The sequence below is a fragment of the Paenibacillus sp. D9 genome, assembly GCF_001188365.1.
Lineage (GTDB): Bacteria > Bacillota > Bacilli > Paenibacillales > Paenibacillaceae > Paenibacillus_O > Paenibacillus_O humicus.
On record NZ_JZEJ01000001.1, the window covers coordinates 2,870,558 to 2,885,027 of the forward strand.

Consider the following 14,470-nt stretch of genomic DNA (forward strand, 5'->3'; position numbering starts at 1 on the left):
CGGTTAGTCCCCTATCCTATTAGCTGTTACGCATGATGATGGTTTCAAGCGTGTTGGCGACGTCCTCGAAGTAATCGGTCGTCTGCTCCAGCATTTCATACAGTTCCTTGCGCTTGATGAGCTCGATCGGGTCCTTGACGTTGGCGAACAGCGCCTTGATGCAGACGCGCAGCAGATCGTCGGCCTGATTTTCCAGCTCGTTGATGGCGATATTCGGCTCGCGGATGGCAAGCAGCTTTTTCTGGGACAGCAGGTAGATCGCTTTCTTGACTTGATGCGAGTTGCGGACCAGATTGTCTGCGAACAGGCGGATGTATTCGTCATGGTCGGTAACCTGGTACATCTCGAAGCGGGAGGAGCAAGCCTCGATCTCGTCGACGACATCGTCGAGAGCCGTCGTCAGCGCCATGATGTCCTCGCGCTCGATCGGCGTAATGAACGTCTTGTTCAGCTCCGTAATGATCGTATGTGTATAGCGGTCGCACTGGCTCTCGTAATCTTTCATCACCTTGGCAAACTCGCCGACATTCGTCAAATCCTCGACACCGCGGGCGAAATACTCCACGCATTCGACAATTGTGTCCGCCATCTCTTCCAGCGTCTTGAAGAAAATATTCTTCTTGGCCATGTTCGTCCCCTTTGCTTTCAGGAAAATGATGCTGCCTGCCCAATTTGGGCCGAACTAATCTTATCACAGTTGCTCCGCATCTTGTAAAGAATTTGTAAACGAAAACGGGCCGCCGGACACGAAATTGTCGTTTTTTCGACAACGTTCGACCTTTTTCGCTTGTTCCCAGTCTTCCCCTTTCTTCCGCTCCTATGCCGAAAAAGGAAGAACGAAAACGCCGGGCGGGGAAATCCGCTCCGGCGTTCGGCAGGTCCGATGACAGGATGCTCTCTCCCGGACGATGAAGATCGAATGAAGCTAGCTGTAGCTGACATGGCCCTCAAGCGAAGGATCCAGCGGCATGACATGCCAGAACGTCTTGCCCGGCACGAAGCTCAGCTCCCGCCCGTCCTTCTCGAGGCGGAACGAGCCGTCCGCGCCGCGCTTCCACTGCGCCTCCATGACTTGGCCGCGCTGGATGAGCAGCGCCGGCCCGCCGTCCTTCAGGCCGACCTCCAGCCGGCCGTAATCGTCGTACGCCCGGTGCTTGGCGCCGATGACGACGAGATTGGCGGCGGAGAGCTGCTCCTTGGTCTCCCTGTCCTCATGCGGCTTGCCGTCGATGAAGCGCTTGTACGTTGCCGAGCCGGCATCGTACTCATAGGAAACCTTGTAATTCTGCAGCTGGAACTTCAGCTCCACGAAGGTGGCCGCAGGAGAGGCCGCATCGACCGCAGGGCTCGAGGAGAAGGTGTAGGAAGGCCCTCCCGCCGACTTCAGATAGCCCTTGCGGCCGGCGATCTTCGTGATCTTCTCCAGATCGGTGTACAGGTTGTGCGGTGCCTTGCGCGTCTTGCCCCGCCAGTAGTAGCCGCCCGCATTGGATATCTCGTCGAGATACGGCTTGCCCTGATGCTGCAGGATGTCGTAGGCATCCGTGCTCGCGCCCGCATGGGTGAGGACGCCATGGAACGACTCCCCGATCTCGATCAGGTACGGGCGGATGCTGCGGACCGGGCCGACGGCTCCCTTGTAGCCGGCATCGCTTTGGAAGACGGCGATCAGCCTCGTGATGCCGCCCTCGGCGAGCACCTCCCACAGCATGTCGGCATGGGTCAGCCCGCTCTGGGGGCGAGCGGCGGAGAAGTTGTTGACCATGACCGCGTACGGCCGTTCCGTCAGGGCGGCTCCGTCCGCCAGCGGCAGTCCCGTCAGCGGCGCGCCCGGCCCGGCCGGCTCCGGCGGAGCCGAAGGGCTCGGCTCCGGCGACGGGCTCTCCGGAGCAGGAGCCGACGTCGGCGCCGACGTCGGCTGCACCGAAGCGGGAGAGCCGCATCCGCCCAGCAGCAGGCCGGCGGCCAGCAGCAGCGCTGCCGCCGCCTTGACGCGCCCGTGGCGGGGCCGGGTGCCCGCCCTCCGCACATTCAAATCCATGTCCAGATCGTTCCCCTCCATCATCGGTAGTTGGCAGTTATGTCCATTTAAGCATACTTGCCGCCGCTTGTCTCCCCGGACCGCCTGCGGATAGGGAAGGAAGAGGTGGATCATACTACCAATTGCGATCATGATCCCCATCCCGGAAGGGATGCCAATTCGGACAGGAAAGCGGGTGAGATTCATGAATACCGGCTCGCATATTCGAACCATCGGCATCTGGACAAGCCTCTCTCTCGCCCTGCTCAGCAGCGGAGCCGTCGCCAACATCATCGCTCCCCCCTATATCCTCAGCCTGGCGCAGAACGATGCCTGGCTGTCCGTGCTCGCCGCGGTTCCCGCCGGGCTCCTCTGGGCGACAGGCGCCTGGTACGTCGTGAAGCGCCTCGACGGGCGCTCTCTGGAAGCCTGGCTGCAGCAGACGCTGGGCTCCTTTCTCTCCTGGGCCTTCCGGCTTCTGGCCGTTCTGGCGCTGTTCCTGCAGGCTTCCACGACGATGTGGGAAACCGGCCATATCGCCGTGCGCAGCTACATGGCCGACATGCCCCTCATTCTGATCGCCGGCTCCATGGTTCTGCTCTGCGCCCTGTCGGCGATGAGCGGCTTGCGCGCCATCGGACTCACCAGCGTCATCCTGATCCCGATCGCGATCGTGCTGGACGCGCTGCTGCTCATGCTGAACCGGCCGAACCAGGATTACCGCCAGCTGTTCCCCGTGTTGCAGCACGGATATGCTCCCATGCTCAGCGGAGCCGGCCTGGCGCTCGTCTCCATGATGGAGATCTGGACGCTGATCTGCATGCAGCAGGAGGTCAAGGGAACGTTCCGCTGGCATCACTTCGCCTTCAGCGCGCTCTTCCTGGCCTGGCTGTCGCTTATCCCGATCATCTCCGCCATCACCGTTTTCGGCCCGGTAGAGGCGATCCGCCTGCGCAACCCGGTGCTGGAGATCTGGCGCGTCGTCTCGCTGGGGAAAACGATCGAGCACATCGATCTGTTCGCCATCGTGCAGCGGATTTCCAGCGGCTTCGCCCGCATTTCGCTGGAATTCTATCTCATGGTCCGGCTCCTGGGCTTCGGCACTCTCAAGGGCCGAGGCTGGGCCATGCTGGCGGTATCCGTCTCCGTCCTGACGATCGCTGTCGCGCCGATTCCGGACATGGCGGTGATCCGGTACATGACCTCCGTCCAGTATCCCTTCTTCCTTGCAGGCGGCGTGCTGATCGTCTCGTTTCTAGCCGCTGTTCTCGGCTGGACGGGCAGCGGCAACAAAGGCGGCAAGGAAAAGGAGGCGGCCGAATCATGAGCGGGGAACAGCGAGAAGCGTTCCCGACGTATGCCCGCCTCAAGGAATGGTATGCCGGAAACGACGATGTAGCCGTGCTGCGCTTTCCTCATCCCGATGGCTATTCCGCGCCGGAAGCGGAAGCCCTCACGGATGACGGACCGCCGCAGCTGCTGCTGCTCTACTGCAGCTCCATGGCCGACGTCCGGCTGCAGAACTGCGTCCTCCCGCAAGCCAGAGCCGGCTTGCCGCAGCGGCTGCAGGCCGCAGCCGGAGACGGGCAGGAAGAGATGCCGGACGGCTGGAGGCCGCTCCAGCATGTTGAAGACCCCGGCAAGCCGGGGAGCAGCTGGCAGACCCGGCTGAACAGCGTCCTTTTCCAGGCGGAGGCCGTTCTCCTCGATCCCGTCTCCCGGCGGGCTTGGTCCGCGCTTGCGGGCAGCGTCCCTGGACGGACCCCTTCCGAGGCGGCGACGGAAGTGTCGGTCCGCGGTCCCAAGGACGGCTTCGTCGAGCAGATCGACGTCAACACCTCGCTCATCCGCTTCCGTCTCCGCTGCCCGGCGCTGAAATGCGAGCATCTCTGGATCGGCGACCGCTCCCGGAGCAAGGTGGCCCTCCTCTACGAAAGCTCCATCGCCAACCCGGCGCTGGTCGACGGCATCCGCCGCAAGCTGCAGGAGCTGAAGGTCGACGACGTCGCCTCGACGCGGCAGCTGCAGGATCTGCTCGTCGGGAAGTCGTGGACGCTCGTGCCGCTGACCACATACACCGGCCGGCCCGACTTTGCCGTGCAATGCCTCATGAACGGACGGGTGATCATCATGCTGGAGGGCAATCCGACGGCCATCGTCGCCCCTGCCAATCTGTTTCTCCTGATGAAGGCGGCCGAGGATCTCCAATCCAACTATATGTACGTCAACTTCACCCGGCTGCTGCGGTATCTCTGCCTGTTCATTTCGGCTTTCCTGCCGGGATTGTACGTCGCCCTGGCGCTGTTCCATGTGGACCAGATCCCATTCAGCCTGCTGGCGACGATCTTGAACGCCAGACGCGGCCTTCCGCTCAATGTGGAGCAGGAGATGATTCTTGCCCTGCTGCTGATCGAAATCTTCCGCGAAGCCGGCGTGCGTCTGCCCGGCGCGATCGGGCAGACGCTGACCGTCGTCGGCGGCCTCATCATCGGCGATGCCGCCGTCCGCTCCGGCCTCGTCTCCCCGGTCATGATCGTCATCGCCGCCATGACGTTCGTCGCAGGCTCTACGCTGGTCAACCAGAGCCTCTCCGGAGCGGTGACGCTGATTCGCTTCTACTGCTATTTCTGCTCCTTCATGCTCGGCATCTTCGGCTTCATGCTGGCGGTAATCAGCGTCGCGGTCTACCTGGCCCGCCTGGAGTCGTTCGGCGTGCCCTTCCTGGCGCCGCTGTCCCCGATGCGTCCCAAGGACCTGCTGAACGGGCTGTTCATCGTCCCGTTCCGGCGCAAGCCTGAACGGCCGGGCTATCTGGACGTCCAGGACCCGCTCAAATGAACCGCTCCAACCTCATCGCGGCCGTCCGCCTCGCGCCGGTCCTGCTGCTTGTCCTGACCGCCGGCTGCTTCAAGAGCGAGGTGTCCGCCAACCTGATGTTCATCAAAGCCGTCGGCATCGATTACGACGAGGAAAGCAAGGACTACACCGTCTATGTGCAGATGCTGGACTTCAGCAACGAATCCAAGCGGGAGAGCGCGCCGGGCTCGGAGAGCGAGACCCCGATCTGGACCGGCAAAGGCAGGGCGAAGGACATCAACATAGCGTTCAATCAGATGTACGATTCGTCCCAGATGCGGATGAGCTTCACCCATGTATCGGCGCTGCTCCTCTCCAGGAAAGCGGAGGCGCATATGACCCGCTATGATTATCGGGAAATTATTGGAGCCCATCCGGAGGTGCGGTTCAATATCTGGATCTACGGCACGGATGAACCGCTGGAAAATATATTCACCGCCAAAGGCTTCTTCAACCTGTCCGATACGACGACGCTGCTGCATACGCCGGAGGAAAGCTACAGGCAGCAGTCGATGGTCGAGCCGCTGTACCTGTTCCGCTTCCTGCGGGAAGTGAACCATCCGGCTCTTACGGCCTACGTGCCGGAGCTCTCTCTGGACACGAAGAGCTGGAAGCTGATGGAGAAGCCGAAGCCCAAAATGAAATTCGCCGGCGCCGGCTTCTACCGCGGAGGGAAATTCGCCGGCGTTCTGACCGAGCACCAGCTGGAGGGCTGGCCGTGGATGAATCCCAAGACGAAGAACAAGCTGCTCCTGATAAAAAAGGATTCCATCGAGCTCGGAACGGCTCATATGAAAGCCCCCAAGGTCAAGATTACCCTCAAGCTGGACGCGCAGGGCCGGCCTCGGTTCCACGCCCGCGTCCGCCTCAAGGGCATTCAGCAGACGATGATGAAGCCCGTACCGATGGCGGAGATGGAGAAGCATGCTTCCATGCAGATCAAGCAGCAGATCGAGGCTGCGTACCGGAACTCGCTGACGATCGGAGCCGATCCTTTCGGCCTGGAGGAGATCCTCTACCGCAAACATCCCGGGAGCTGGAGGCAGCTGACCCGGGATGGCAAGGAATTCATATTGAAGATGGATTCTTTCGATGTGGAGGTCGCCGTGGATTTGCAGACATCGGGGAAATACAAGCCGCTTTGAAGCTCAGATGCTCCAGTGCTGCCATTCCTGCCGGCGGCCCTCCAGCTTCTCCAGCCAGTCGGCCGTCAGCCGGATCGCTTCCTCCTGATGGGCGCGGGTCGAGTAGGTATGGTCCGCCTGGAAAATGATCTCCTTGTCGCACAGCCCGTCGCCGCGGGTCCAGAAAACCTTCTGGTACAGGAAGCTGTAGTCGGCCGGAATGACATCGTCGCTCGTGCCGTGCACGAGCAGCACGTCGCCGCCGAAGCGGGGCGCCGCCTGGAACGGCTGATGCTGCTGCAGCGAGTCGAAGAACACCGGCTCGAGCGTGTAGCCCGCATAATCCGTAGCCCCCTTGAGCACGGCTTCGTCGTAGCCGCTCCGGCCGACGATGCGGACGATGTCGTTGAACGGATAGCCGACGGAGGACCACATGACCAGCCTCGTTACCCTTTTGTCCTTGACGGCGGTATGCAGGGCGACCGCTCCGCCGAGGCTGTGGCCGAGCAGGGTGATCCGCTGCGGATCGACGCAGTCCATCGATAGGATGTAATCGAGCGCGGCGCGCGTCTGCTCCACCATGGAATCGAAGCCGAGCGAGCCGTAGCTGCCGCCGCTCTCCCCGCAGCCGCCGTAGTCGAAGCGCAGCACATAGGAGCCCTGCGCCGCAAGCCGGCGGGCCGTCTTGACGAACAGCCGGTCGACGCCGATCCGGCTGCCGACGAAGCCGTGGCAGATCAGGACGGCGGGCTTGCGCTCCTCCCGCTCCGCTCCTCCTCCGGCAGGGTAGTGCAAGGTAGCTGTCAGCTCCAGTCCGTCATGACGCAAAGTCAGCTGTTTTTCCATCTGCGCTTCATCCTCTCTATCGGGGTCCGATTATTTCATCCTCATAATTCCGACCGAATTAGTGAGTATTAACTGAAATCAGCTTATCATCTCTCTCGACCGTCTGTCAATGGAAGGAGGCCGGCGGCCGAATGACAATAGAAAAAGCCGTTCCGAATGGAACGGCCCATCCGGTGCAACGCTAGATGGAGGCACAGACAGACTACTCTTGAGACAGGAGAGAATCCGCATGGAACAGCTTATCGATTGGGTCGAACGCCATTGGCTGACCGTATTCCTGGCCGGAGCGCTGCTCGTTGCCGCCGGGTTCGTGTTCGTCTACCGCAAATCGCTCTTCTACAAGGAATGAGCTTCCTGCCGCTCCACGCTGCGCGTCGGCAGCAGAGGAAGGATCAGCTCGGCGGAGGTGCCGGCTCCCGGCTCGCTCCGGAGCAGCAGCCGTCCGCCGTGCAGCTCGGCGATTTCCTGGCAGATGGCCAGCCCGAGACCGCTTCCCGAACGGGATGAGCCCGCCTTGTAGAACTTGTCCGTGACATGCGGCAGGTCCTCCGGCTCGATGCCGACGCCGGTATCTTCAACGCGCAGCACCGCCTCGTCCCCCTCGCGGGAGGAGATGACGCGGATCGTTCCGCCATGCGGGGTGAACTTGAAGGCGTTGTCGATCAGGTTGATCATCACCTGGCGCAGCCGGTTCGGATCGCCGGCGACATACAGCGGCTGCGGCTCCAGCAGGCTGATCAGGCGCACGCCGGTTTCCTCCTGACGCACCGCAAGCTGCTGGACGCATTCGCGCACGGGCAGATTGAGGTCGAGCTCCTCTTCATGGAGATCCATGCTCTTGGAGCTCAGCTTGGAGAAATCGAGCAGATCCTCGACCAGCCCCGTCAGCCGCTCCGTCTCGCGGGAGATGATGGACAGGCCTTCGCGCAGCTCTTCCCTATCCGTATGGGGATCGGCGAGCGTCTCGCTCCAGCCCTTGATCGAGGTGAGCGGTGTCCGGAGCTCGTGGGATACGGAGGAAATGAAGTCGTTCTTCAGCTTCTCCCGCTTGTTGAGCTCGACAGCCAGCGTATGGAGCGTGTCCGACAGCTGGCCGATCTCGTTGCGCTTGCCGCTTGAGGCGATGCCGAGCGACCAGTCGCCATCCGCCATGCGGCGGGCTCTGCGGGTCAGCTCCCGGAGCGGCCGCACGATCAGGTTGGCCATCAGGACGCTGAGCAGCAGGAAGAGCGCGACGATGGCGGCTGCCGTCAATGCGGTCATCTGGAACAGACGCGCGACCATCGCGTCGACTTCCTTCAGCGAGGCGGAATAACGGATGATCGCCACGATCCGGCCGTCCCGGTAGAGCGGCGAGGAGGCGGCGGCGATCCGCTCTCCGGTCGCGTCGTCCTTGCCGTACCAGGCCGTCGTATCTCCCGCTGCCGCATGCACGACATCGGGCGTGCGGATCGTCCGGTTGTCGGAGATGCCGTCCGAATCCATGAACATGCGTCCGTCGGCCTGCAGCATCTGGATGCGGGGGTAGCCCTCGGTCATGTTCTGGAGCATGTAATCCGCCCGCTCGTTCGGCGTCATCCACTGCATGGAACGGGCGTGCAGCGTCATCGAGGATTCCACGCGCTGCTTCATCGCGCTGGAGGCGCTGCCGTAGTAATAGTTCCAGATTAGCGTCATGAACATGCCGCCAAGCACGAGCACGACGAGGAAAATGAGCAGGAAATAGCTGAGCACCATCTGGGTTCGGAGGCTTTTCATGCTTCGCCCCGCTTCCAGCGGTAGCCGTAGCCCCATACCGTCTCGATGATCGCAGGCTCCGAGGGATTGCTCTCGATCTTCTGCCGGATGCGGCGGATGTTGACGTCGACGACCTTCAGATCCCCGACGTAATATCGTCCCCATACTTCACTGAGGATCTCGTCCCGAGAGACGCTCTGGCCGCATCTCTCCATGAGCAGCTTGACGAGCGTCCATTCCGTCGGCGTCAGCACGATCTCGCGTCCGTCCTTCCACAGCTTGTGGAGCCGCTCCGACAAGCGGAACGGACCTGCGGCGAGCATGTCGGCCGCTTCGGGCTCGAAGGAAGCAGCCGCCTGCCCCCGGGAAAGAGAGGACGCTTCCTGAGCGCCGCCGGGAACCGGGTCGACCGCGGCTTGGCCTGCCGGCCGCAAGGAAGCAGCGGCGGCTCCGGCTGACGGAGCCGGGCTGCCCGCCGCGGGAGCCGCCAGACGCAGCCGGCGGGAGAGGGAATGGATTCTCGCCATCAGCTCGCCGGGGCTGAACGGCTTGTGGATGTAGTCGTCCGCGCCGAGCTCGAGGCCGCGGATCTTGTCCTCTTCCTGCGCCTTGGCCGTCAGCATGATGATGCCCATTGCCGGATAGGCTTCCCGCAGCGAGGCGCAGACGTCGAAGCCGCTCATGCCCGGCAGCATGACATCGAGCAGCGCGATATCGACCGCTCCCTGGCTCAGCACGAGCTCCAGCGCCTCTTCCCCGCTGCCGGCCTCCAGCATCTCCATGCCGCCGCGCTTCAGGTTGATGCGGACGAAGCCGCGGATGGCCTCTTCATCTTCCACCAGCAAGATTTTCAAGCTTCCCTCTCCTCCTTTCCGCCTGAAATGGGAACCGTTCGTTCCATCACCGCTAATTTTCCGGGAGCAGCCGGACCGAAGAGGCAAGCTGCTCGTCGGTCAGCCGCATGGAGCGGTACTGGTTCAGCTCCGCCTCGGGCCATTTGCCGTCTGGATCGGGCTCCTGCACGGCGGCGTAGACGAATCCTCCCGCCGTGCGGAGGTTGACGACTTTTTTGCGCGGAGCGCCGAGGCCGGCCGACCAGCCGTCCCATTCCTTGACCGGAACGGCGCAGATCGTCCATAGCGGGGCGATGCGGCCCGACTTGGCGTTGTAATAATTGACGGTAATGATCCCGCTGGCGATATCTTCAGGGCGCGTCAGCGTAAACTGGCCTCGCCAGCGCGACGGGATCTGCAGCGACAGCCCGTACGGATAGCTGTTGTACTCGATCGATACCGGCGCGAACGGCTCCCTGGCATCGTACTTCTCTTCGCCGGGCAGCAGCCCGTTCCACTGCATCCACTCCGTATAGAACAGCATGTCGGCATAGGGGGTGTCCTGCTTCTGTCCGGCCGCCTCCGTGAGGCGGCTCCATTCGAGAATGCCGTCTCCGTTGATGTCTCCGTTCATGACGCCGCTCGGACTGAAGCCGAGGTCGGGATTTCCGTACGGTGGGTACACCTGCTCGAGGGCTCCTTTGTTCCACATGAACATGGCGCTCATGGAGGAATGCGCGCCGACGCTTGCTTCGGCGATGAGGCCGTACCGTTCCTTGGACACTTTGCCCGCGGTTATCCTGTCGTACAGATTCACGTCGGGATACAGCGGCAGGGATGCCGCTTCCGTCAAGCGGCCTTCCGCCAAGCGGTATACGCGAAGCGTAGGGATGGTTCCTTTTTTGTTCCGGTTCACGAGGGAGATCTCGGGCATGCCGTCGCCGTCCACATCGCCGGTCTCGGCCGTCTCGTAGGCGAGCTCGGCGAGCGGCTTCAGCACGAGGCCGCTTTCCCCTTCCTCGAATTGGGGATTAAGGAACGAGTAGACCTGCAGCATATACTGCTGCCCGGCCGTCGAATCGCCGGGCACGCTGACCGCCCAGCCCGCCACGAGCTCGGGCCGCTTGTCGCCGTCCAGATCGACGATGGACAGCCAGTCCAGGCTGGTGCTGGCCGCTGAGCGGATGGTAGCCCACTTCTTCCAGCCGGAAGGCTCCTCCTTGGCGATCAGGAGCTGGCAGCCTCCGTAGCCGTCTGTATAGGAGACCAGCGCTTCGGGCTTGCCGTCTCCGTCGAGATCCAGCGTGCGGATCGCTTCCGGCTGCTTCTCCCGCTGAGGCAGAGCGAGCGAGCTTCCCGGAGGCAGCAAAGCACGGACTTCCTGCGACAGCTTGCCGGACGGCTGGGCCGCCTCCGGCGCTGTGAGCAGGTCGGCGGGCGCAGCCGTATAACGGCAGCCTGCCAGCAGCACAAGGCAAGCCGCTGCGGCCAGGCAGGCCGTGCGGCGTTTCAAGGACGGACGGCGGGCAGGGCCCGACTTCCGCCGATTGTATTTTAAGCGCATGGTCAAGTCGCCTGCTCCTCCTTCATGCCGATTCGGCCCGCCCTGCGATTCCCGCATGGCGGCGGGAATCAGGCTTCAGGCAGCTCGTCGACCGTGACGAACACGTAGCCTTTGTTCTTCAAATCCTTTATGATCAGCGGCAGCAGCTCGGCCGTATGCAGCTTGCTGCCGAAAGAATGCATGAGAATGACGCTTCCGGGCTTCACGTTGCGGTTCACGTTGGCTCGCATAGCGGCAACGGATGTGCCGGCCCAGTCCCGGGTATCGACGTTCCAGAGCTCCATGCTCCGGCCGCTGTCCCGCAGCAGCTGCTTCAGCAGCGGCGATGTCGAGCCGTATGGCGGGCGGAACAGGCTCGGAATGATCCCGGTTGCCCTTTCGATAAGTGTATCATTATACGCGATTTCTTGCAGGGTCTTTGTCCTGCCTGTTTTAGCCAGATCGGCATGATGATAGGTATGATTGCCTAGGGCATGGCCTTCCTTGACAATGCGGGCAGTGACGTCGGGATACTGCTTGACCTGCGTGCCGACGACGAAAAAGGTCGCCTTGATGTCGTTTTTCTTCAATATATCGAGAATGGCCGGTGTCGTGCGGCCGTCCGGCCCGTCGTCGAACGTGAGGGCGACCGCGCGCGTCCCCTTTGCGACCTTCGCCGTATGCTGCCTTCCGTCATTCGGCTTGGCCAGGCCGGGGATCGATGCCGCTTGGCCGTAGACGCTGCCGGACACAGACGTCCCGGGTGTCGGCTTGGCGCTGACATGAGGCTTCGGGCTGGAACTTGCGGCCGGTTTTGCGGTCGGGCTTGGGCTCGGAGAGAATATATCCGCTGAAGGCTCCGGGCTTCCAGCCGGCTCAGGCGTCACGGCGGATGTCCCCGGCCCCGGCGAGACGGCCGGATTCCGATCCGCCGGGAAGCCTCCGGCCGATACGCGATCAGCCAGCTCGCCTGCAGAGCAGCCTCCGGCTGCCGCCAAAGCCGCGGCCAGCGGCAAAACCAGCAGCCTCCGGCCTATCCGGGCTCTCTGCGATTGTCTTCCTGCGGCGCTTTCATCGCCGGGCCGCGCCTTGGACGCTGCGCCCGCACGGTTTTCTTCCGAATGCCTGGACGTTAGTCGTTTCATGATGTCGTTTTTCCATCCATCTTTCATTTCGCGCAACTACTCCCTACTTGGTCTGATGAATCTATCGTAAGGGATCGAGCTGCGGGAGGAGTTACAATCCGGTAACACGGCCTGACAGCCGTCCCCGATATTCGACACGGTCTGTGGTACAATATATCCATACCATTCGATGCAGACATTTACGTAAAGGGGGTAGCGGTCCTGAACAAATCATCCGCCCGTTCCAATCCGCTGCGGCTCATCATCCTCGGCATGCTCCTGGAGAAGGAACGGCATCCCTATGAGATCTATACGACCATGCTCGAGCGCCGGATCGACCAGCACACGAAGGTCCAGATGGGCTCGCTCTACTATGCGGTCGATCAGCTGGCGGCCAGCCATGACATCGAGCCGGCCCGCACGGTGCTGAACCCCCGCGGCCAGGAGAAGACGGTCTATCGCATTACGGAGACGGGAAAAATGCTGTTCCATGAGCTGTTCATGGCCCGGATGAATGAAGTCGGACCGGTCTACCACCCCATGCTCGGGGCGCTCGGGTTCGCCCGCTTCATCGATCCGCAGGAGCTCGTCTCCATGCTGGAGAGCCGGATCCGCGAGCAGGAAGAGGTCGTCCGCCACTGGGAGGAGGTCTATGAGGAGCATATACCCGATGTTCCCCGGGCTGTCCTGCACATGATGTCCGGCATGCACGAACATGCGCGCACGGAGCTGCGCTGGCTGCGCCGGCTGCATGCGGACGCTGCTGCCGGACGCCTCAGCGATATCGGCGCGCCGCTGGATCTGCTGGAGGATTGATGGCTGCGCAGATCCCTGCCTGCGGCGGCGGCACGGGGCAGGAACTGCGTCTTTGCTCGGGGCCTGCCGGCATCAAAAAAAGGAGCTTCGTTCCCGAATGGAACGAAGCTCTTTTCAATTGGACCGGGATATTTGGGTCAACGGCTGTTCGGCCCTCCCTCACTGAGCCAGCAGCAGCACGATGGAGAACAGTCCGAAGCAAATGTTCAGAAGGTAAAGAAAGGACACGACCTGGACCGGCTTCATCCCGGATGCAAGCAGCCGGTAATGCGCCTGGGAAGCGTCCGCCTTGTAGAACGGCACACCGCTGCGGATGCGGGAGATGACGACGCGCAGGTTGTCGAGAATCGGCACGCCGAGCGACAGGATCGGGATGAACAGCGACAGCAGCGTCGCCTGCTTGAACGCGCCGTCAAGCGCGATGACGCCGAGCATGAAGCCGAGGTAGGTCGCGCCCGCATCTCCCATGAACACCTTGGCCGGTGGACGGTTGAAGACGAGATAGCCGGCCGAGATGCCGACGGTGATGACGGCCATCATGGCGGAGCCCTGCTGGCTCATGACGAGCGCGACGACGAGCAGCGTGCCCGCCGAGATCGCGGACAGTCCGCCGGCGAGGCCGTCCATGCCGTCCGAGAAGTTGATGACCGTGGTCACTCCGAATATCCAGAGAACCGTGAAAAGGAACGAGAGCCACTCCGGCAGCGAGACGTAGGAGCCGGTGAACGGATTTTCAAAGCCCGCGAATACGATGCCCGAAGCGTAGACGAGCACGGCTGCGGACAGCTGGACCGCCATCTTGGGCAGCGCAGGGAACTCTTTGCCATGCGTCTTGTACCAATCGTCCACGAGGCCGATCAGCAGGATGAGCAGCCCTCCCCCGAGAATGGCAAGCGACTGCGTCCATGTATCGCGGACAAAAATCAAGTAGACGGCGGTGAACCCGGCGAAGATGGCAATTCCGGCCGTCAGCGGAATCGGCTCCCGATGTATTTTGCGCTCGCTGTCCGCGCGAGGCTTATCCACGAAGCCGATTCTCAGGGCGGCTCTGCGCAGCGGCGGAATCAAGGCAACGACAATAATGAACGATAGCAGAAAAGCGATCACGTACTTCATAACCCACTCCCTTCCAGGTTTGTCCATTCGATTTTATCTGGGTAAAAATGGCATTGTCAACGACAACATCTCCCAGCAGCTCTTCTTAAGGGACCTGCTTCGACAACCTTCGGGACAGGCAGAGGAAACGGCGCTCCCGGCTGGAGCGGACAAGAAGGGGCTGCAGGGCTTGCCGAGGCTGACGCCACGAAAGAGAATCTTTCCGCAAACAGGCTCATTGCCCACTGTAACCGACGTGCATGAACGCCCGATGAACGTCAAATGAACGCTTCCTGAACCTTTCTGCTTGTCGGGCCGGACGCGGGTATGTCGGAGGCAGCCTGGCCGCATTGCAGACAGACTTTCGGACTTGCAAAGCACTAAGCTGGACTTGCAGACGGACGGTCGGACTTGCAAAGCACTAGCTGGACTTGCAGACGGACGAACGGACTTGCAAACACGCTATGTCGGACTTG

The 14,470-nt window shown here is 62.0% G+C and carries 12 protein-coding genes; 4 read left to right on the plus strand and 8 right to left on the minus strand.

Annotated features, from left to right (window positions below; genetic code table 11):
• Positions 1–19: 19 nt before the first annotated feature.
• Positions 20–628: a DUF47 domain-containing protein gene (locus VE23_RS13155; RefSeq protein ID WP_048748988.1), complete on the minus strand. Its 609-nt coding sequence runs from the start codon at positions 626–628 to the stop codon at positions 20–22.
• A gap of 297 nt (positions 629–925) precedes the next feature.
• Complete coding sequence (locus VE23_RS13160; RefSeq protein WP_049868230.1) at positions 926–2,041, minus strand: DUF3048 domain-containing protein; 1,116 nt, start codon at positions 2,039–2,041, stop codon at positions 926–928.
• A 184-nt stretch (positions 2,042–2,225) separates the two neighbouring features.
• Here VE23_RS13160 and VE23_RS13165 point away from each other — a divergent pair, with 184 nt between their 5' ends.
• From VE23_RS13165 to VE23_RS13175, 3 genes are read left to right on the plus strand one after another with little or no spacing between them, the layout of a single operon-like run.
• On the plus strand, positions 2,226–3,347 hold the full coding sequence (locus tag VE23_RS13165; RefSeq protein ID WP_049868231.1) for a GerAB/ArcD/ProY family transporter: 1,122 nt from the start codon (positions 2,226–2,228) through the stop codon (positions 3,345–3,347).
• The gene (locus tag VE23_RS13170) at positions 3,344–4,858 is read left to right on the plus strand and encodes a spore germination protein (RefSeq protein WP_049868232.1); all 1,515 of its coding nucleotides are present in this window, start codon (positions 3,344–3,346) and stop codon (positions 4,856–4,858) included. The genes VE23_RS13165 and VE23_RS13170 overlap by 4 nt, the downstream gene beginning before the upstream one ends.
• A complete protein-coding gene (locus VE23_RS13175; protein WP_049868233.1) occupies positions 4,855–6,021 on the plus strand; it encodes a Ger(x)C family spore germination protein in 1,167 nt (388 codons plus the stop codon). The genes VE23_RS13170 and VE23_RS13175 overlap by 4 nt, the downstream gene beginning before the upstream one ends.
• 3 nt (positions 6,022–6,024) lie before the next feature.
• Here the strand turns inward: VE23_RS13175 and VE23_RS13180 are convergent, their stop codons facing one another.
• The 5 genes from VE23_RS13180 to VE23_RS25885 all read right to left on the minus strand — a co-directional run bounded on the left by VE23_RS13180 (position 6,025) and on the right by VE23_RS25885 (position 12,104).
• On the minus strand, positions 6,025–6,846 hold the full coding sequence (locus tag VE23_RS13180) for an alpha/beta hydrolase (RefSeq protein ID WP_049868234.1): 822 nt from the start codon (positions 6,844–6,846) through the stop codon (positions 6,025–6,027).
• Between the two features lie 336 nt (positions 6,847–7,182).
• Positions 7,183–8,604 (minus strand): sensor histidine kinase, encoded by a 1,422-nt coding sequence (locus VE23_RS13185; protein WP_049868235.1) that lies wholly within the window; start codon positions 8,602–8,604, stop codon positions 7,183–7,185.
• The gene (locus VE23_RS13190) at positions 8,601–9,437 is read right to left on the minus strand and encodes a response regulator transcription factor (RefSeq protein ID WP_049868236.1); all 837 of its coding nucleotides are present in this window, start codon (positions 9,435–9,437) and stop codon (positions 8,601–8,603) included. The genes VE23_RS13185 and VE23_RS13190 overlap by 4 nt, the downstream gene beginning before the upstream one ends.
• Positions 9,438–9,489: 52 nt before the next feature.
• On the minus strand, positions 9,490–10,980 hold the full coding sequence (locus VE23_RS13195; protein ID WP_332310188.1) for an FG-GAP repeat domain-containing protein: 1,491 nt from the start codon (positions 10,978–10,980) through the stop codon (positions 9,490–9,492).
• A gap of 68 nt (positions 10,981–11,048) precedes the next feature.
• Positions 11,049–12,104, minus strand: a complete 1,056-nt coding sequence (locus VE23_RS25885) for a polysaccharide deacetylase family protein (RefSeq protein WP_198156167.1) — start codon at positions 12,102–12,104, stop codon at positions 11,049–11,051.
• Between the two features lie 252 nt (positions 12,105–12,356).
• Here VE23_RS25885 and VE23_RS13205 point away from each other — a divergent pair, with 252 nt between their 5' ends.
• Positions 12,357–12,899, plus strand: coding sequence for a PadR family transcriptional regulator (locus tag VE23_RS13205; RefSeq protein WP_049868238.1), 543 nt, complete (start codon positions 12,357–12,359; stop codon positions 12,897–12,899).
• Positions 12,900–13,058: 159 nt separating this feature from the next.
• Here VE23_RS13205 and VE23_RS13210 read toward each other — a convergent pair whose 3' ends face one another.
• Positions 13,059–14,015 carry a glycosyltransferase family 4 protein gene (locus tag VE23_RS13210; RefSeq protein WP_084781455.1) on the minus strand — a complete coding sequence of 319 codons (957 nt, stop codon included), beginning with the start codon at positions 14,013–14,015 and terminating at the stop codon, positions 13,059–13,061.
• Positions 14,016–14,470 lie beyond the last annotated feature (455 nt).